The sequence below is a fragment of the Paracoccus sp. NSM genome, from assembly GCF_052379855.1.
GTDB lineage: Bacteria > Pseudomonadota > Alphaproteobacteria > Rhodobacterales > Rhodobacteraceae > Paracoccus.
In genome coordinates, this window is sequence record NZ_JBQTCG010000001.1 from 437,609 (window position 1) to 454,913 (window position 17,305).

Here is a 17,305-nt window from a genome sequence, read left to right on the forward strand (position 1 = left end):
ATGACCATTTCGACGATCGGAGATCAGGCCCGCTTTTTCGCCCAAAGCCTCGCCACGAACCGGCTGAAACAGTCACTGCAGACCTTGACGCAAGAGCTGTCCAGCGGCGAGGTCGCCGATATCGGGACCAGGTTGCAGGGCAATACGCGCCTGCTCGGCGCTATCGAGGCGCGGATCGGCGCCTTGCAGCAGTTTCAGCGCAATGCGGCGGATGCCGCGATTTTGCTGGACGGGGTCCAGCACGCGCTTGGTGGCGCCCGAGAGGTCGCTTCGAGCCTGGGCGTCGAGCTTGCGACCGAGCTTTTCGCGCATGACACGGCCTCGTTACGCAACCGGTCGGACCGGGCCGCCGCCGCGCTCAACCAGGTGGTAGAGCGTCTGAATTTCGCGGTGGGCGGGCGCTTTGTCCTGTCAGGCCTGTCCAGCGATGTCCCGCCTCTGGTCTCGGGCGCGCAGATAACGGCTATGTTGTCGACGGTCACGGCCGGGTTGACCAGCGCGGATGACGTGCGGCAGGCGGTCAGCGACTGGTTCGACGCCCCGCCGGGCGGCGGCGGCTTTCTGGATCAGGCCTATCGCGGTACTGTCGGAGAGCCGCAAATCATCCCTGTTTCGGGCGACAGCGCCGTCGCCATCCGCAGCTCGGCCGCTTCGCCCGAACTGCGCGACCTGCTCAAGGCGCTGTCGCTGGCCGCCTTGCCGGCGCATGGTGCGCTGGCGGGTAATCCTGCCGAGCAGCGGGCCTTGATCCTCGGCGCAGGTTCCGCGTTGATCGAGGCGGATCGTGACGTCATCGCCGAGATCGCTCGCGTCGGCGTCTCGCAGCAGACCGTCGAACAGGCGCAGGGCGCGAATGCCTCCGCGTTGACGATCCTCGGGACGAGGCGAAACGACATGCGGTCGGCCGATCCGTTCGAGACGGCGGCCGCCCTTTCCGAGGTCCAGAGCCAGATCGAGTCCATGTATGCGGTCACGGCGCGGCTCTCCAAGCTCAAGCTGGTGAACTTCCTCACATGATCAGATGTCTCATTTCCGCGCTTGTCGCGCTTGTTCTGGCCGGCTCAGCCATGGCGATCCCGGTCCGGATCAAGGATCTGGCCGATTTTGATGGGGTGCGCGGCAATGATCTGGTCGGCTACGGGCTGGTCGTCGGCCTTGACGGGAGCGGCGACAGCTTTCGCAACGCGCCCTTCACCGAAGAGATGCTGGCCAGCCTGTTGGAGCGACTGGGCGTGAACGTTACCGACGAGGCGCTGCGTTCGAAGAACGTGGCAGCGGTGATCGTGACCGCGACGCTGCCGCCCTTTGCCCGGTCGGGCAGCCGGATCGACGTGAACGTCTCGGCCATTGGTGATGCGAAAAGCCTGCTGGGCGGCACCCTGGTGATGACGCCTCTGAAGGCGGCGGACGGGAATATCTACGCTGTTGCGCAGGGTTCGATCATCGCGGGCGGGGTTTCGGCCGCGGGTGAAGGGGCTCGGGTCGTTGACGGTGTGCCGACCACGGGCAAGATCCCTGTCGGCGGTCGGGTCGAACGCGAGGTCGAGTTCGACTTTGCCGGGATAGACACGATCCGGATCGCGCTGCGGAACGCCGACTTCACCACGGCCACGCGGGTCGAGGACGCGATAAACCGTGATTTCCAGCGGCAGCTGGCCGTCACGCTGGACAGCGGCACCGTGCTTGTGAACTTTCGCAACCTGGGCGCGGTCAACCCGGCTCGTGTCGTGGGCCGGATCGAGAACCTGCTGATCGAACCCGAGGACCGGGCCAAGGTGGTGATCGACCATAAATCCGGCACGATCGTGGTCGGCGAACGCGTGCGCATCTCGCGGGTGGCTGTCTCGCAAGGTGGGCTGACCCTGAGGGTCAGCGAGGCGCCTGTCGTTTCCCAGCCCAACCCCTTTGCTGCGGGTGAGACGGTCACGGTCCCCCGCACGCGCGCCGAGATCGAAAACCAGCCGGGCATAGGCTTTGTCGAGTTGTCGTCCGAGGTCAGTCTGGGCGATCTGGTCGACGGGTTGAACGCGCTGGGGGTCCGCCCCCGCGACATGATCGAGATCCTGAAATCCATCCATACGGCCGGGGCCTTGCACGCGGATCTGATCATCGAATGAGGTCATTGGGGCCGATGTGCCGCGTCTGGCCGCTGCTGATTTGCGGGCAGCGCAGCCCCTGCCTGGCTTTCCTGGTGAGAGGCAGGGCAAACCGGGATGCGCAGCCGCTTATTGTCCAGCGTCCCGGGCGGACGTTCGGGCAGGAGGCGCTGCCCTTTCTCCGGGGCCAGCCTCGGGCGCGACAGCGGCAGCTTTGCCAATATCGCGATTGCAGGCACGAACCGCATGGTCGAATGGGCGACCGGCCCCTGACGGCACGGCAGCGGGCCGAGACCGGGGCGCTCGCTCCCCTTTTGCCACGCCGGCGGATTGAAGCGATGGGCCTGCGGCAAGGTCCGGCCATTGCGGTGCAGGAAGGCCGCAAAGATCAGGATCGGGGTAGCCTTTTCCAGCTGGCCCTCGTTCAGACGACGTTGTCCGCGGTCTTGCGCTGGATGGCGGGCGTCGTGGGCCGGACGCAGGCGACGGCCGTCGATGTCCGGCGAGGGCGGCAGGGGTCGCGTTTGGCAGCCAGGGGCTCCCGGGCGGTCCGTGACGCCCGCTATTCAGCGCTGCAGCGTTCCGGTCGGGCTGTCGAGATCGCAGGCGAGGATCAGCGCATTGTCGCACGGGTCGAGCGGCGGGCACCGCGGAATGTTCTCGGTCATCCCCGTATCGAAAAAGGGCCGGCCGTCGATGACGGCGGGGGAGAACAGGACCAGCAGGGCGCTGCTGTCCATAAGGTGATTGACCGTCAGCGGCGCGTCAGAGTTGCGGAAGGCGCGGGCTTCGTCCGTCTGGGCATCGGTGATGGTGACGGTCGCCTCGATCTTACCGCCTTTCATCCGGTTGCATTCGACATGGCTCAGCAGCAGGCGGCGGGTCGCGCGGCAGTCAAGGACCGCCGGATCGGGCGGCATGCCGGGCAGGATCTTGGCCAGGCCGGGCAGCGGAGCGGCGAACAGGGCTGGCCCAGCAGCCTGCGCCGACCCATCCCCGGCCTCTGCGCAGGCTTGTCCAGACATGTGTTGCGCGGTTTGTCCCTGCGACCGGGGGGCTGCTCGCGATCAGGGCGACGACGATGGCGCCGATCGAGGTGACCGCGATCCGCGTGGCGTCCCGCGGCTCGGCTTCGAGCGCGCCGCAGGCCCCGGTGTGAAAGGCGCGCGGCGCTTGCTGCCCGAAAGGCAGAGCCAGGTCTGCAGTCCCCGGTCCGAGGGATCGCGCGGGAGGCGTGGAGGGTCATGGCATCCCCGGTTCTGACGGCTGTGCAACCCGCATGGCGGCATGTTCCCGTAAGCCGCGATCAATGGACAGGCAGAGCCGGGAAAACGCGCAGCGTTGGCCATCTGTGCGGAACCTTGCGGCGGGTTCGGGCACTATCCCACGGAAAAGCCGCCCGGCAGGCGGATCGTGGGGAAGGGGTGCTTATGTTGTCTCGGTGGAACTGGCTTCTGGCGCGGTTGACGCGGCAATTGTGGTTCAGGGCGACGCTGGTCGGGCTGATCGGTGTGGCGGCGGCGGTGGTGGCGGTGGTGGCCGATCGGTTCCTGCCCGACAGCTGGACCTTCGAGATAGGCGCCGATGCGGTGGACGGGATCCTGACCATCCTGGCCTCGTCCATGCTGGCGGTGACGACGTTCTCGCTGACGACACTGACGGGGGCCCTGGGCGAGGCGACCTCGAATGCCAGCCCGCGCGCGACGCGCCTGCTGATGCAGGACCGGGTGACGCAGAACGTGCTGTCCAGCTTCGTGGGCGCGTTTCTGTTCAGCATCGTCGGGCTGGTGGTGCTGCAGGCACAGGCCTATGGCGCGACGGGTCGGGCCGTGCTGTTCATCGCGACGATCGGGGTCATCGCGCTGGTGGTCGTCTCGCTGCTGCGCTGGATCGACCACCTGATCCGACTGGGCCGCGTGGACGAGACCGCCGCCCGTGTCGAACAGGTCGCCCGCCGCGCCCTGACCGACCGTCGCGCCGCACCCGGCATGGGCGGCAAGATCAGGCGGCCCGGCCAGCCCCTGCCGACGACGGCGCGGCCGGTCATGGCGCGCGAAATCGGCTATGTGCTGCATGTGGACATGCAGAAGATCGAAAAGGCCGCCGCGTCGGCGGATCGGCGCGTCGATCTGGCCATCCTGCCCGGCAGCTTCGTGCATCCCGGCGCGCCCCTCGCATGGGTCGATGGCGCACCCGATGAGGCGCTGGCCGATTGCATCCACGCCGCCTGCGCCGTTTCGTCCAGCCGCGATTTCGATCAGGATCCGCGCTTTGGCCTGCTGGTCTTGGCCGAGATCGGCTCTCGCGCGTTGTCGCCGGGGATCAACGATCCGGGGACGGCCATCGACATGATCGCCCGTATCACCGCGCTTGTGGCCCTGTGGTCCGAGGATGTGCCGCAGGACGATGTTCGCTATCCGCATGTCCATGTCCCGCAGATCAAGACCGGCGACCTGTTCGAGGATGCCTTTTCCGCCATCGCCCGCGACGGGGCAGGGGTGATCGAGGTTCAGGTCCGCCTGCAAAAGGCGCTGGCGGCGCTGATGGGCATGGGCGACGCGGCCTTTCGCGACGCCGCCCGCGTTCAGGCCGCCCTCGCCTTCGAGCATGCGCGCCACGGCCTTGCCCTGGAATCCGAGGTCGAACGGCTGCGCGCCCTCATTCCCGAAGCGGCGGCCGTGGACACGACCGGGCCCTGAGCAGGGCGCCGGGAACAAAGCCCCCTGCCGCCTGTTCGCCGCGCAGCAGGCCATGATCGGAGGACGCGGTGCGGACGGGACTGAAATTCGGCCCATTGGGCGAGGACGCGGCGCATCTCTGCGTGGACATGCAGAACCTGTTCGCGCCCGGCTCGCCCTGGGGTGCGCCTTGGGTCGCGCGCAGGCTGCCCGCGGTCACGCGGCTGGCATCGGCCCGGCCCGGGCGCAGCTTCTTCACCCGCTTCATCCCGCCGCGGTCGCTGACCGGCGCGCCCGGCAGCTGGGGGCGCTATTACGCCGCCTGGCCCGAAATCCTGCGCGAGACGCTGTCGCCCGATTGGCTGCGGCTGTTGCCGGAACTGGAGGCTCTGGCGCCGGCCGGGCATGTCTTCGACAAGTCGGTCTATTCCCCGTGGAGCCAGTCTGGACTGCATGCCGCCCTGCGCGACAAGGGCGTGACCACGCTGGTCGTTTCGGGCAGCGAGACGGATATCTGCGTGCTGGCGACGGTTCTGGGCGCGGTCGATCGGGGATACAGGGTCATCGTGGCGGTGGATGCGGTCTGTTCGTCCTCGGACGAGACGCATGACGCGGTGCTGGGGCTGTTCGCGGGGCGCATGGGCCAGCAGATCGAGGTGGCGACGACTGATCAGGTCCTGGCGGAATGGCGCGTCGCCAGCTGACGCGGGGGCGGGCATCGGGGGACGCGCCCCCGATGCCCTTTTCGATCAGTCGTCGCGGTCGTCCACGATGACGGTCAGCTCGTTCTCGTCGCGATAAAGGCCGATCACGTCCTCGGCCTCGTGGTCCGCATCCTCAAGCGCCTGCGTCACAGCGTCGTTGTCGGCGAGCGCCTCGCGCATGTCGCTCAGGCCCTCGCTCTGGTCCAGCGCGCTGTCCAGATCGTCATGGCCACCGGAGGTCAGGCCCGGCGGGGTGTCACCCGCGATGCCCGAACCGGACATGTCGGTTGCCGCGCCGCCCATGGACGGGGCATCCGCCGTCGGGGCATCGGCCGTGGGTGCATCCAGCGACGGGCTGTCGGTTCCCGCGCCTTCGGTTCCCGCGCCCTCGGCGGCCATGTCCGGGGCCATGTCGGAGGCGCCACTGGGGACGTCACCGGCCATGCCGGGACTGGAGGCGCCGTCGCGGCCCTGCAATTCGCTCAGCGGCAGGATCGTGACCGAGGCCGCGTCGTCGATTCCGTCAAGATCCTCGCTGAAATCGCGGCCGGTGCGCAGGTCCGAGAGCAGGCGCTGATAACTCGGCTCATCGGCGTTCATGTCCCCTGCGGCCATCCCGCTGGATCCGGGCGACGTGCCGCCAAGTCCGGGCGCTTCCGCGGCGGGCGTGTCCATGGCAGGCGAATCCATCGCGGGCGTGCCCGCAGCCGGGGCGCCGGTCGTCCCGCCGCCGTTGGTGCCGCCGGTGCCCGCGTCCGGGGCGGCGGTATCGGGGGCCGTGGTCGTCGCGTCGTCTGCGGGCGCCGGCGTCTGGGCCAGTGCGGGCAGGGCCGGAACGGCGAGGGCTGCGGCCACGATGGCTGCACGGCTGGTCATGGTCAGGGCATTGGTCATCTTCGTCCTCCTGAAGGGGGTTCGGGATGCGACTGTTGCCGCCTTGGACGCCCCCAACCGGGCGGGGGCGCTTATGTTCCAGGATTGTCGGGCGTGACGCCCCCTCCCGGATGCCGGATGGAGAAGGGACCGGCGCATGGGCGCCGCGCCGGTCCCGAGGGATCGCCCCCGGGGGGAGGGGGTGGTATCCCTCACAGGCTGTCGGCGGTTTGCTCCATCCAGTCGCGGTGCCGACATTCGTCCGCATATGCCTTCCGGAAGAAGGCCTGCGTCTCGGGCAGCGCGTCGGGATGATCCGAGGCGCGCTGATAGGCTGTGACGGTGTCTTCCTCGTTGGTGCGCATGGCCTTGAGGATGCTGGCATCGCCCAAGAGGCCCGCCAGTGCGACCTTGCCGGTGGTCAGCATCTGTTTCATGTCGCCCTCTTGCGGGGCGTCGGCGCCGGTCTCGGCTGCGATCCGGGTCAGCACGTCCAGATGCTGCAGATGGTCCTGGCGGAAGGTCTCGACCTGGCTCGACAGGGCCGGGTCGGTCAGGCGCGAGATGGTCGTCTCGTAGGCCGCGATCGCGTCGCGTTCCAGCAGGATCAGGCTGGTGACGAGGTCGCGGATGCCGTCTTCTTTGCCGGTCGTGGTGACCATGGGATGTCCTTTCGATAACGGGGGTCAGGGGGTCAGCACGACCTTGGTCCAGTCGTCCTGACGGTCGCGGAAGTTGCGATAGCCGGTCGGTGCCTCTTCAAGCGGCAGCCGGTGCGAGATCAGGAAAGTCGTGTCGATCTCGCCCTCCTGGATCAGGTCCAGAAGCTGGCGCGTGTAGCGCTGCACATGGGTCTGTCCGCTGCGGATCTGCAGTCCCTTCTCCATCAGGGCACCAAGCGGGAACTTGTCGGTCATCCCGCCATAGACGCCGGGGATCGAGACGCGCCCACCCTTGCGCACGGCCATCAGCGCCATGCGCAGCGCATGAGCGCGGTCGGCGCCGACGCCGATCTTCTGCTTGGCGGTGTCCAGAAGGTTGTCGGGCGAAAAGCCGTGACTTTCCATGCCCACCGCGTCGATCACGGCATCCGGGCCAAGGCCGCCGGTCATCTCCATCAGCGCGTCAAGCACATGCGTCTGGCGGTAATCGATCACCGAGGCACCCAGATCGCGCGCCAGGGCCAGCCGGTTCGGGTAATGGTCGATCACGATGACGCGCGCGGCACCCATTAGCAGCGCGGATTGCGCCGCGAACAGGCCGACCGGCCCCGCGCCCCAGATCGCCACGCTGTCGCCGGGGGCGATGTCGCAATTCTCGGCCGCCATCCAGCCGGTGGGCAGGATGTCCGACAGGAACAGCACCTGTTCATCGGGCAGCCCGTCCGGGATGACGACCGGCCCGACATCCGAAAAGGGCACCCGCACATATTGCGCCTGCCCGCCCGGATAGCCGCCGGTCAGGTGCGAATAGCCGAAAAGCCCGCTGACGGCGTGGCCGTAAAGCAGCTCGGTCGCCTCTTGCGTCTCGACCGGATTGGAATTGTCGCATGCGGAATAGAGGCTGGCCTTGCAGAAAAAGCAGCTGCCGCAGGAAATCGTGAACGGCACCACGACCCGCTGACCCTTCTTGAGGGTCGAGCCGGGGCCGGTTTCGACCACGCGGCCCATGAATTCGTGGCCAAGAATGTCGCCCGATTGCATGCCGGGGATCACCGCATCGTAAAGATGCAGGTCCGATCCGCAGATCGCGGTCGCCGTGACCTCGATGATCGCGTCGCGGGGGTTCACGATGACCGGATCGGGGACGGTATCGACGCGGACATCGTGCTTGCCGTGCCAGGTGAGGGCGCGCATCACAGGCTCCTTTGGTTCGAGGCGGTGGCGATCTCACCGGTTTCCAACAGCATCTTCAGGCGCTTGAGGTCCTGTCTGGCGCGCATCTCGGGATCGGTGCCGCGCAGGCGGGCCAGCCAGTGCCCGGCAAGGCCCAGACGCGGGCGATAGCGCAGATGGCCGCGGATCTCGGTGCCGCGACCACCGGGCGCGTCGGCCAGGTCGATCCAAGCCTCGATCTCCAGATCCGCGCCGGGGACCGAATTCCAGCGCAGCGTGCGACCGGGGCGATCCTCGGTCAGGCGGGTCTCGACCCTGAGGGGGGCGTCGGGATCGCCCAAAACCCAGACCGGGCGTTCGGCGTCGCCCTCGACGGCCAGGATGTCCTGCATGAACAGGGCCAGCCGCTGCGGGTCGCGCCATGTCGCGTGGATCTGGTCGCGCGGCGCGCCGATGGTGACGGTGCGGGCCGCATGGCGCTGTCCGCCAAGCCCCCTGCCGCGTGCGGCACTGGAGGGTGCGCTGTCGGGCGGACGGCTGGCGCCGGCCAGCCGGATCAGCCCCGTCACACCCACGGCCAGCGCCGCGACGCCCAGCATGGCCCCAAGAGGGGATCGGCGATCGGTCATGTCGCGGTCCTTTCTGTCGAAGTCCGGGCCGCTGAACCGGCGCGGGGGCGCTTTGTTCCCGGGAACATCCGGGCCGCGCGGCGGTTCAGCCCTTCCATGCGACAGGAGCGCGCCATGAACCCCGAGAACACCCGCCGCGAGAACACCCACTGGCCCGACCGCGAATCGGGCGAGGGGCTGGACGACCCCCGGACCGACGAATCCCCCGGCGAGGGGGGGATGCCCTCGGACATGCGCTATTACCGGATCGGCCCCCGCTCTGGCGCGCTGCATCTGGCGGCGATCATCGGGTTGCCGGTCGCGGTGATCCTGCTGATCGTGATCGTCTGGCTGGCATTCTGAGGATGCGACGCTACGTTCCCGCCGCGACGCTTGGGCTGGCGCTTGGCGGGTTCTTCGACGGCATCCTGCTGCATCAGATCCTGCAATGGCACCACCTGCTGAGCCTTGTCCCCGGCGTCACCGACCTGCGGACGCAGATCCTGTGGGACGGTTACTTCCATGCCGTGATGTATCTGGTGGGCGTGGCGGGGCTGGTGGCCTTGTGGCGACATCGGGCGAAGATCGGGCAGGATACGCGGCGCCGTCTCTGGGCGCCGCTGATGATCGGGTTCGGGCTGTGGCATGCGCTGGACGCGGTGCTGTCGCATTGGATCCTTGGCATCCACCGGATCAAGGTGGACAGCCCGCAGCCGCTTCTGTGGGATATGGGCTGGTTGGCGGCCTTCGGCATCCTGCCCGCGCTGGCGGGGCTGTGGCTGATCACCGGAGGGCCGGGGCCGGGCCGCCCGATGGCGGGCCGTTTCGCGGGGCTTCTGGCGCTGACGACCGGGGCCGGGCTCTGGGCGATGCAGCCGCCGCCCGACCTGCCCCTGACCTCGGTCGTGTTCCGCCAGTCGCTGCCCGAGGACACGATCCGCGCCCGGCTGGATCAGGCGGGCGCGACGCTGGTCTGGTTCGACCAACAGGCGGGCATCGCGGTTGTGGACCTGCCGCGCGGCGCGGGCTGGCGGCTTTACGGGCAGGGCGCGCTGCTGGTCGCGGGGGCGGGCCTGCCGGCCGGCTGCTTCGCCTGGAGCCGCGCCTGACCCCCACCCTTGGAACATCTGTCCGATCCGCCGGTTCTGACGGCCGGTCCGCACCCCGGCGGGCCCAATGCAGGAGACAGCGCATGACCGACCATCCGCACCCCCCCTTTCCGGAACAGGAACAGGAACTGCCCGGCAGCTTCCGCAAGATGGACCCGGTGCCCGACCATGGCGAGGACAGCTGGCGCGGCGCGGGCCGACTGGAGGGTCTGGTCGCCCTGATCACCGGCGCCGACAGCGGCATCGGCCGGGCCGTCGCCATCGCCTATGCCCGCGAAGGCGCCGATCTGGCGCTGGTCTGCCTGAACGAGACCGAGGACATGCAGGACACTGCAGACTTGGTCCGCGAGGCGGGCCGCGATTGTCTGGTGATCGAGACCGACCTGTCCGACGCCGCCAATTGCCGCGACGTGATCGCCCGGACCGCCGAGCGCTTCGGCCGCATCGACATCCTTGTGAACAACGCCGCCCACCAGCGCAGCTTCTCGAAGATCGAGGATATCGACGACGAGGAATGGCGCTACACCTTCGCCACCAATATCGACGCGATGTTCTACCTGACCAAGGCAGCGGTGGCGCATATGGGCAAGGGCGCCTCGATCATCAACACGTCCTCGGTCAATGCCGACCAGCCCAGCCCGGACCTTCTGGCCTATGCCACGACCAAGGGCGCGATCCAGAACTTCACCGCCGGTCTGGCGCAGATGCTGGCCGAACGCGGCATCCGCGCCAATGCCGTGGCCCCCGGCCCGGTCTGGACGCCGCTGATCCCCGCCAGCTTTCCGGGCGACAAGGTCAGCACCTTCGGGCAGAACTACCCGATGGGCCGCCCCGCCCAGCCGGTCGAGCTGGCCTCGGCCTTCGTGATGCTGGCCGAGCCGGTGTCCAGCTACATCTCGGGCGCGACAATCGCCGTCACCGGCGGCAAGCCGATCATCTGAGGGGCGCCATGAACAAGCTAACCGCATTTTGCGCAGGGCTGGCGGGTGGCGCGCTGGTCGCGCACCTGGCCCGCCGCGAGGCCCGTTCCCATGACCGACCCGCCCTGCGACGCGCCCCCGGGCCCGTCCGCGATGCCGGACCGGCCGAAATGCGCGACCCCCCCGAGGGTTGGAGCCGCGCCGACGATCTGTCCGACCAGTCCTTTCCGGCCAGCGACCCGCCCGGCACCTATTAGCGCCGGGCGGCGGCGCGGGCGTGCCTGACGCCGTTGCGGCGGGACCTTGGCAGGGACCGGTGCCGCGCCCTCAGGTCGCGCCGACCGATTTTCGCTGGAACGCGCGCGCCGTTTCTGGTCTGAGAGGGCGAGGCCGGCGCAGCGCAGTCCGGTAAGTGGTCCGAGGCAGCAGACGATGAGCATTCACCTTTATCCCAACGATCTTCCCGACGATCTGGACCTTGGCCCGGTCGTGGCCATCGACACCGAGACGATGGGCCTCGATCCCCGCCGCGACCGTCTGTGTCTGGTGCAGCTGTCCGCTGGCGACGGCGAGGCGCATCTGGTCCAGATCGATCGTGGCCAGACCGAGGCGCCGAACCTGACGCGCCTGCTGACCGATCCCAAGGTGCTGAAACTGTTCCACTTCGGCCGCTTCGACATCGCCGCGCTGGAAAACGCCTTTGGCGTCGTCACCTCGCCGGTCTGGTGCACCAAGATCGCCTCAAGGCTGGTGCGGACCTATACCGACCGGCACGGGCTGAAATATCTGCTGAACGAGCTGGTCGGCGTCGATGTCAGCAAGCAACAGCAGACCAGCGACTGGGGCGCCGCCGATCTGAGCGACGCGCAGCTGGAATATGCGGCATCCGACGTGCTGTATCTGCACCGCCTGAAAGAGGCGCTGGAGGAACGGCTGAAGCGCGAGAACCGGCTGGGTCTGGCGCAGGCCTGCTTTGACTTTCTGCCCGCGCGCGCCCATCTGGACCTTCTGGGCTGGAGCGATGAGGGTGACATCTTCCGGCACTGAGGCGACCAGCCCGGACAGGATTTGACGACCCAAAAGCAGGAGCGGGCGCGTGGCGGATTACATCGAAACGGCGCGGCGGGTGATCGCCACCGAAATCGCTGGCCTCGAGGCGCTGGCCTCGGGTCTGGGCGACGAATTCTCGCGCGCGGTCGCGCTGATGCTGCAGGTGCGCGGGCGGGTGATCGTCTCGGGCATGGGCAAGTCGGGCCATGTCGGGCGCAAGATCGCGGCCACGCTGGCCTCGACCGGGACGCCCGCGCAATTCGTCCACCCCGCCGAGGCCAGCCACGGCGATCTGGGCATGGTGACCGAGGCCGATCTGGCGCTGGTCCTGTCCAATAGCGGCGAGACGCCGGAACTGGCCGACCTGATCGCCCATACGCGGCGCTTCAAGATCCCGCTGGTGGGCGTGGCCTCGCGGCCCGGCTCGACGCTGCTTCGGCAATCGGACGTGGCGCTGGTCCTGCCCCAGGCTCAGGAAGCCTGCGGCAACGGCATCGTGCCCACGACCTCGACCACGATGACGCTGGCGCTTGGCGACGCGCTGGCGGTGGCCCTGATGGAGCATCGCCGCTTCACCCCCGAACATTTCCGCACCTTCCATCCCGGCGGCAAGCTGGGCGCGCTGCTGGCGAAGGTGGGCGATCTGGCCAGCCGCGACCTGCCGCTGGTCGCGCAGGACGCCCCCATGTCCGAGGCGCTGCTGGTCATCAGCCAGAAGGGCTACGGCGTCACCGGCGTCACCGATGCGGACGGTTGTCTGGCCGGGATCATCACCGATGGCGACCTTCGCCGCCACATGGAGGGCCTGCTGTCCCGCCGCGCCCACGAGGTGATGACCCACAGCCCCCGCGTGATCGAACCCGAGGCCCTTGCCGCCGCCGCCCTGGCCGAGATGCAGGCCCGCAAGATCACCTGCCTTTTCGCGGTCGAGGATGGCCGCCCCGTCGGTATCCTGCACATCCATGACTGCCTGCGCGCCGGTCTGGTCTAGCCCATGAACCGCACCCGCATCGTCAGATCGCTGCGTGTGATCCTGCCTCTGGCGGCGCTGGCGATGCTGTCCACGCTGTTCCTCATCTCGCGCGGGTCCGAGACCGAATCGCGCATCCCCTACGCGCAGGTCGATGCCGAGGCGATGGCCCGCGACCCGCGTCTGGTGGCGCCCGAATATGCCGCCGTCACCGAGGACGGCGCCCGGATCAGCCTGACGGCCAGCGCCGCGCGCCCCGACCCTGACCGCGCCGAGGCCGAGGCGCTGCATCTGGACTGGCAGCGCCCCGATGGTCTGGCCGCGATGCTGGTCGCGCCGACCGGCGGGCTGGCCGATGGCCGCATCCGGCTGGATGGCGGGGTCCGCATGACGACCAGCACCGGCTGGCAGATGGACGCGCCGCGCATCGACGCGGCCACCGACCGGTCCGAGATCACCGCCGATGACGGGATTGAGGCCGAGGCGCCCTTTGGCCGGATCAGCGCCGGCCGGATGCGGCTGGAACCCGGCGACGAGGGCGCGACGGGTGCCGCGGTCTTGAATTTCTCGGGCGGTGTGCGTCTGATATACCAGCCCTGAGCCGCCCGAAGGATGACAAAGATGCTGCGCTATCTGCCCGCTCTGGCCCTTGTGGTCGCGCTTCCTGCCTGGGGCCAGAACCTGACCTTTGGCGGCATGCGCGCCGACACCTCGGCCCCGGTCGAGATCGCCGCCGACGCGCTGGCGGTGAACCAGTCCGACGGCACGGCGGTCTTCACCGGCAATGTCGTGATCGGGCAGGGCGCGATGCGCCTGTCCGCGGGCCGCGTGGACGTGACCTATGCCGAGGGCGGCACGACCCGCATCCGCTCGCTGCGGGCCGAGGGCGAGGTGACGCTGGTCTCGGGCGACGATGCGGCCGAGGCGCAAGAGGCGCTTTACGATGTCGAGGCCGGGCAGGTCACGCTGATCGGCGACGTGATCCTGGCGCAGGGCGGCAACGTGCTGACCGGCCAGCGGATGGAGGTCGATCTGGCCACCGGCGCCGCCCGCGTCGAGGGCCGCGTCCGCACCATCCTGCAACCGGGCCAGCAGGGCGGGGGGAATTGATGCCCGACGCGCCAAGGGACGGCCTTCAGGTCCGCAAGCTGCGAAAGTCCTATCGCAACCGGCTGGTGATCCGCGAGGTCTCGGTCGATCTGCGCCGGGGCGAGGTCGTGGCGCTGCTGGGGCCGAACGGCTCGGGCAAGACGACGTGCTTTTACTGCATCGCGGGGCTGGTCGTGCCCGATGCGGGTCAGGTCATCATCGACGGCCAGGACGCCACGCGCCTGCCGATGTTTCGCCGCGCCCGCATGGGCATCGGCTACCTGCCGCAGGAAATGTCGATCTTTCGCGGTCTTACGGTCGAGCAGAACATCATGGCCGTGCTTGAGGTTGCGCTGGACGACCCCCGCCACCGCCGCGACCGGCTGGAGGAATTGCTGGCCGATTTCTCGATCACCCATCTGCGTGGCGCACAGGCCCTGGCCCTGTCTGGCGGCGAAAGACGCCGGGCCGAGATCGCGCGCTGCCTTGCCTCGAACCCGGCCTTCCTGCTGCTGGACGAACCCTTCGCGGGCGTCGATCCCATCGCCGTGGGCGAGATCCGGACGCTGGTCCATGACCTGAAATCGCGCGGAATCGGGGTGCTGATCACCGACCACAACGTCCGCGAGACGCTTGGCATCGTGGACCGCGCCTATATCCTGCATGACGGCCATGTGCTGATGTCGGGCACGACCGACGAGATCGTGGCCGATCCCCGCGTCCGCGAGGTCTATCTGGGCGAAGGCTTCCGCATGGTCTAGGCGCGGCTTCCGGCAAGGGCTCGCTTTTTCCATCACGGCGCCGTGGCTTCCCGTTGACAGGACGCGCCTGCTGTCACCAAATTGAGATATGCAGGGACGGCTCTTGGCTACCCTGCGCGCACCCCGCGCCGGCGCGTGGCAACCGCAAGGTCGCCCCTGCGGGGCGCGGGCAACCGAAGAGGAGGCATGATGCGCTACACGATCAGCGGAAAACACATCGATGTCGGGGATGCCCTGACCACGCATGTCAAATCCGAACTGGGCGAGACGATCGAGAAATACTCGCAACGTCCCACCGATGCGACGGTCACCTTCTCCAAGGATGCACATCAGTTCACCTGCGACGCGGTGGTGCATCTGTCCACCGGCCTGACCGTTCAGGCCAAGGGCGCCGCGACCGAGATCTACGCCGCCTTCGAATCCTGCCGCGAGCGCATGGACAAGCAGCTGCGCCGCTACAAGCGCCGCCTCAAGGACCACCACAAGGACCGCGTCGAGCCTGTTGTCTTTGGCGAGGCCGGCAGCTATGTGCTGGCCGCCGACGAGGATGAGTGGGAATCGACGGGCGACAGCCTCGAACCGATCATCATCGCGGAAATGGAAAGCCGCGTCCCGACCCTGTCGGTGGGCGATGCGGTGATGCAGATGGAACTGGCAGGGGCGCCGCTTCTGGTGTTCCGCAACGAGAAACATGGCGGCGTGAACGTCGTCCACCGCCGCGATGACGGCAATGTGGGCTGGATCGACCCGCGCGGAAACGGCTAGTCCGCCTCGCGCCGCAGACGAAGAAAACGCCCCCGTCCCCCGTGGCGGGGGCGCCTATCTTGGGAAAGTCGCGACCGCATGCAGATTGCCGAAATCCTGAAGCCCGGAGCCGTCCGCTCGCTCGGCCAGCTCACGTCGAAAAAGCGGCTGTTCCAAGAGCTTTCCGAACTGGCCCAGGCCGAATACGGCCTCTCCGCCCCCGAGGTGCTTGACGCCCTTCAGGAACGCGAAAGCCTGGGGCCCACGGGCGTCGGACAAGGCGTCGCACTGCCCCATGCGCGGCTGCACGGGCTGGACAAGGTCGCGGGTCTGTTCATCCGGCTGGACAAGGCGCTGGATTTCGACGCGGTGGACCGCCAGCCGGTCGATCTGGTCTTCGCGCTGCTCGCGCCCGAAACCGGCGGCGTCGATCACCTCAAGGCGCTGGCGCTGGTTTCACGCACCCTTCGCGACGCCGATCTGCGCACCAAACTGCGCGCCAATGACGACCCGGTGGCGCTGCACGCCGTGCTTGCGGCCGCCCAAGGCATCCGGGCGGCCTGACGGTTCCAATCGGTCCGATTCGGTCCTATACTGTCGGCTCGCGACAGGAGGATCGACCATGAAGAAACACGTGACCGACCGACCCCGCAGCACCGGCACCGCGCGGCTGCGCGCCTTCGTCCGCCAGGACCGCGAGGCCGGCCCCCATCCCAGCATCGCCAGCCTGCACAAGCGGCCGCAATCGCGCGACGAAAGCCGCCGCGCGGTCGAATATGCCCGCATCATGCGCGGCCACTCAGCCTGACGGCACCAGGACGAAAGAAGAAGGGGGGCTGTCTGCCCCCCAGGCGCCTTGCGCCTTCCCCCCGAGGATACTTGCCACCAAGGCAAAGACCAAACCTGCGCTTTGCCTTGGGTCAAATATCCCGGGGGAATCGCGGAGCGATGGGGGCAGAGCCCCCTCTCCGGTTCAGGCCCGCACAAGCGCCTCGTAATCCTCGGCGACCTCGCGCGTGATCTGGCCCACCTGGAAATGCCAGTCACCGATCTGGCCCACGGGGGTGACCTCGGCTGCGGTGCCGGTCAGCCAGCATTCGCTGAAGCCTTCCAGTTCTTCGGGCAGGATGCGGCGTTCGTGGACGGTCAGCCCCTTGTCGCGCAGCATCTGGATGATCGTCTGCCGGGTGATGCCGTTCAGGAAGCGGTCGGCCAGGGGCGTGTGGATCTCGCCGTCCTTGACGAAGAAGATGTTGGCGCCGGTGGCTTCGGCGACATAGCCCTCCCAGTCCATGAACAGGGCGTCGGAACAGCCCTTGGCCTCGGCGGCGTGCTTGGACATGGTGCAGATCATGTAGAGGCCGGCGGCCTTGGCGGCGGTGGGGATGGTCTCGGGCGAGGGGCGTTTCCATTTGGCGACGTCCAGTTTCGCGCCCTGCCATTTCGCATCGCCGTAATAGCTGCCCCATTCCCAGGCGCAGACCGCCATTCGCACCGGGTTGCGCGCCGCCGAGACGCCCATGTCCGGCCCCGAGCCGCGCCAGGCGACGACGCGGACATAGGCGTTCTCGAAGCCGTTGGCGCGCAGGACCTCTTCCTTGGCTGCATCGATCTGCTCGGCCGTGTAGGGGATCGGCATGTCCAGCAAGCGGCCCGATTCGATCAGGCGCAGCGAATGTTCGTGGCTTTTGAAGATCTTGCCGTCGTAGCAGCGTTCGCCCTCGAAGACCGAGCTGGCGTAGTGCATGGCGTGGGTCAGGATATGCACCTTCGCCTCGCGCCAGGCGACAAGCTCGCCATCCATCCAGATCCAGCCGTCCCGATCGTCATATGCCGCCGTCATGTTCATTCTTCCTCCGCCGCCCAAC

The 17,305-nt window shown here is 68.2% G+C and carries 22 protein-coding genes; 16 read left to right on the forward strand and 6 right to left on the reverse strand.

Annotated elements, in window-relative coordinates; all coding sequences use genetic code 11:
* Both ACTZWU_RS02045 and ACTZWU_RS02050 read left to right on the forward strand, forming a co-directional pair.
* Window positions 1-1,017, forward strand: coding sequence for a hypothetical protein (locus ACTZWU_RS02045; RefSeq protein ID WP_444735684.1), 1,017 nt, complete (start codon window positions 1-3; stop codon window positions 1,015-1,017).
* Window positions 1,014-2,117: a flagellar basal body P-ring protein FlgI gene (locus ACTZWU_RS02050; RefSeq protein WP_444735685.1), complete on the forward strand. Its 1,104-nt coding sequence runs from the start codon at window positions 1,014-1,016 to the stop codon at window positions 2,115-2,117. The genes ACTZWU_RS02045 and ACTZWU_RS02050 overlap by 4 nt, the downstream gene beginning before the upstream one ends.
* A gap of 545 nt (window positions 2,118-2,662) precedes the next feature.
* Here the strand turns inward: ACTZWU_RS02050 and ACTZWU_RS02055 are convergent.
* Complete coding sequence (locus tag ACTZWU_RS02055) at window positions 2,663-3,016, reverse strand: hypothetical protein (RefSeq protein ID WP_444735686.1); 354 nt, start codon at window positions 3,014-3,016, stop codon at window positions 2,663-2,665.
* A gap of 510 nt (window positions 3,017-3,526) precedes the next feature.
* On the opposite strand from ACTZWU_RS02055, the gene ACTZWU_RS02060 reads away from it, so the two are divergent.
* Together ACTZWU_RS02060 and ACTZWU_RS02065 are read left to right on the forward strand one after the other, a co-directional pair.
* The gene (locus ACTZWU_RS02060) at window positions 3,527-4,795 is read left to right on the forward strand and encodes a DUF2254 domain-containing protein (RefSeq protein ID WP_444735687.1); all 1,269 of its coding nucleotides are present in this window, start codon (window positions 3,527-3,529) and stop codon (window positions 4,793-4,795) included.
* A 68-nt stretch (window positions 4,796-4,863) separates the two neighbouring features.
* Complete coding sequence (locus ACTZWU_RS02065; protein WP_444735688.1) at window positions 4,864-5,478, forward strand: cysteine hydrolase family protein; 615 nt, start codon at window positions 4,864-4,866, stop codon at window positions 5,476-5,478.
* 45 nt (window positions 5,479-5,523) lie between these two features.
* Here ACTZWU_RS02065 and ACTZWU_RS02070 read toward each other — a convergent pair whose 3' ends face one another.
* The 4 genes from ACTZWU_RS02070 to ACTZWU_RS02085 all read right to left on the reverse strand — a co-directional run bounded on the left by ACTZWU_RS02070 (window position 5,524) and on the right by ACTZWU_RS02085 (window position 8,815).
* A complete protein-coding gene (locus tag ACTZWU_RS02070; protein ID WP_444735689.1) occupies window positions 5,524-6,372 on the reverse strand; it encodes a hypothetical protein in 849 nt (282 codons plus the stop codon).
* Window positions 6,373-6,563: 191 nt separating this feature from the next.
* Window positions 6,564-7,013: a DUF2383 domain-containing protein gene (locus ACTZWU_RS02075; RefSeq protein ID WP_444735690.1), complete on the reverse strand. Its 450-nt coding sequence runs from the start codon at window positions 7,011-7,013 to the stop codon at window positions 6,564-6,566.
* 24 nt (window positions 7,014-7,037) lie between these two features.
* Complete coding sequence (locus tag ACTZWU_RS02080; protein ID WP_444735691.1) at window positions 7,038-8,207, reverse strand: zinc-dependent alcohol dehydrogenase; 1,170 nt, start codon at window positions 8,205-8,207, stop codon at window positions 7,038-7,040.
* Complete coding sequence (locus tag ACTZWU_RS02085; protein ID WP_444735692.1) at window positions 8,207-8,815, reverse strand: SRPBCC family protein; 609 nt, start codon at window positions 8,813-8,815, stop codon at window positions 8,207-8,209. The genes ACTZWU_RS02080 and ACTZWU_RS02085 overlap by 1 nt, the downstream gene beginning before the upstream one ends.
* Before the next feature lie 114 nt (window positions 8,816-8,929).
* Between ACTZWU_RS02085 and ACTZWU_RS02090 the strand changes: the two genes are divergently transcribed.
* From ACTZWU_RS02090 to ACTZWU_RS02145, 12 genes are all read left to right on the forward strand, one after another.
* Complete coding sequence (locus ACTZWU_RS02090; RefSeq protein ID WP_444735693.1) at window positions 8,930-9,157, forward strand: hypothetical protein; 228 nt, start codon at window positions 8,930-8,932, stop codon at window positions 9,155-9,157.
* 2 nt (window positions 9,158-9,159) lie between these two features.
* The gene (locus ACTZWU_RS02095; protein ID WP_444735694.1) at window positions 9,160-9,903 is read left to right on the forward strand and encodes a DUF2243 domain-containing protein; all 744 of its coding nucleotides are present in this window, start codon (window positions 9,160-9,162) and stop codon (window positions 9,901-9,903) included.
* 83 nt (window positions 9,904-9,986) lie between these two features.
* Entirely contained in the window at window positions 9,987-10,844 is an 858-nt protein-coding gene (locus ACTZWU_RS02100) for an SDR family oxidoreductase (RefSeq protein WP_444735695.1), read from the forward strand.
* 8 nt (window positions 10,845-10,852) lie between these two features.
* Window positions 10,853-11,080, forward strand: coding sequence for a hypothetical protein (locus ACTZWU_RS02105; RefSeq protein WP_444735696.1), 228 nt, complete (start codon window positions 10,853-10,855; stop codon window positions 11,078-11,080).
* 175 nt (window positions 11,081-11,255) lie between these two features.
* Window positions 11,256-11,870, forward strand: a complete 615-nt coding sequence (locus ACTZWU_RS02110) for a ribonuclease D (protein WP_444735697.1) — start codon at window positions 11,256-11,258, stop codon at window positions 11,868-11,870.
* A 49-nt stretch (window positions 11,871-11,919) separates the two neighbouring features.
* A complete protein-coding gene (locus tag ACTZWU_RS02115; RefSeq protein ID WP_444735698.1) occupies window positions 11,920-12,864 on the forward strand; it encodes a KpsF/GutQ family sugar-phosphate isomerase in 945 nt (314 codons plus the stop codon).
* Window positions 12,865-12,867: 3 nt separating this feature from the next.
* Window positions 12,868-13,443, forward strand: a complete 576-nt coding sequence (locus ACTZWU_RS02120) for a hypothetical protein (RefSeq protein ID WP_444735699.1) — start codon at window positions 12,868-12,870, stop codon at window positions 13,441-13,443.
* A 21-nt stretch (window positions 13,444-13,464) separates the two neighbouring features.
* Window positions 13,465-13,953 carry a lipopolysaccharide transport periplasmic protein LptA gene (gene lptA / locus ACTZWU_RS02125; protein WP_444735700.1) on the forward strand — a complete coding sequence of 163 codons (489 nt, stop codon included), beginning with the start codon at window positions 13,465-13,467 and terminating at the stop codon, window positions 13,951-13,953.
* Window positions 13,953-14,693, forward strand: a complete 741-nt coding sequence (gene lptB, locus ACTZWU_RS02130; protein WP_444735701.1) for an LPS export ABC transporter ATP-binding protein — start codon at window positions 13,953-13,955, stop codon at window positions 14,691-14,693. Before lptA ends, lptB begins: the two co-directional genes overlap by 1 nt.
* 189 nt (window positions 14,694-14,882) lie before the next feature.
* A complete protein-coding gene (hpf, locus tag ACTZWU_RS02135; protein ID WP_444735702.1) occupies window positions 14,883-15,458 on the forward strand; it encodes a ribosome hibernation-promoting factor, HPF/YfiA family in 576 nt (191 codons plus the stop codon).
* A gap of 78 nt (window positions 15,459-15,536) precedes the next feature.
* Window positions 15,537-16,001, forward strand: coding sequence for a PTS sugar transporter subunit IIA (locus tag ACTZWU_RS02140; RefSeq protein ID WP_444735703.1), 465 nt, complete (start codon window positions 15,537-15,539; stop codon window positions 15,999-16,001).
* 58 nt (window positions 16,002-16,059) lie between these two features.
* Window positions 16,060-16,245 (forward strand): hypothetical protein, encoded by a 186-nt coding sequence (locus tag ACTZWU_RS02145; RefSeq protein ID WP_444735704.1) that lies wholly within the window; start codon window positions 16,060-16,062, stop codon window positions 16,243-16,245.
* Window positions 16,246-16,410: 165 nt separating this feature from the next.
* Here the strand turns inward: ACTZWU_RS02145 and ACTZWU_RS02150 are convergent, their stop codons facing one another.
* A complete protein-coding gene (locus tag ACTZWU_RS02150; protein ID WP_444735705.1) occupies window positions 16,411-17,280 on the reverse strand; it encodes a branched-chain amino acid aminotransferase in 870 nt (289 codons plus the stop codon).
* Window positions 17,281-17,305: the final 25 nt, after the last annotated feature.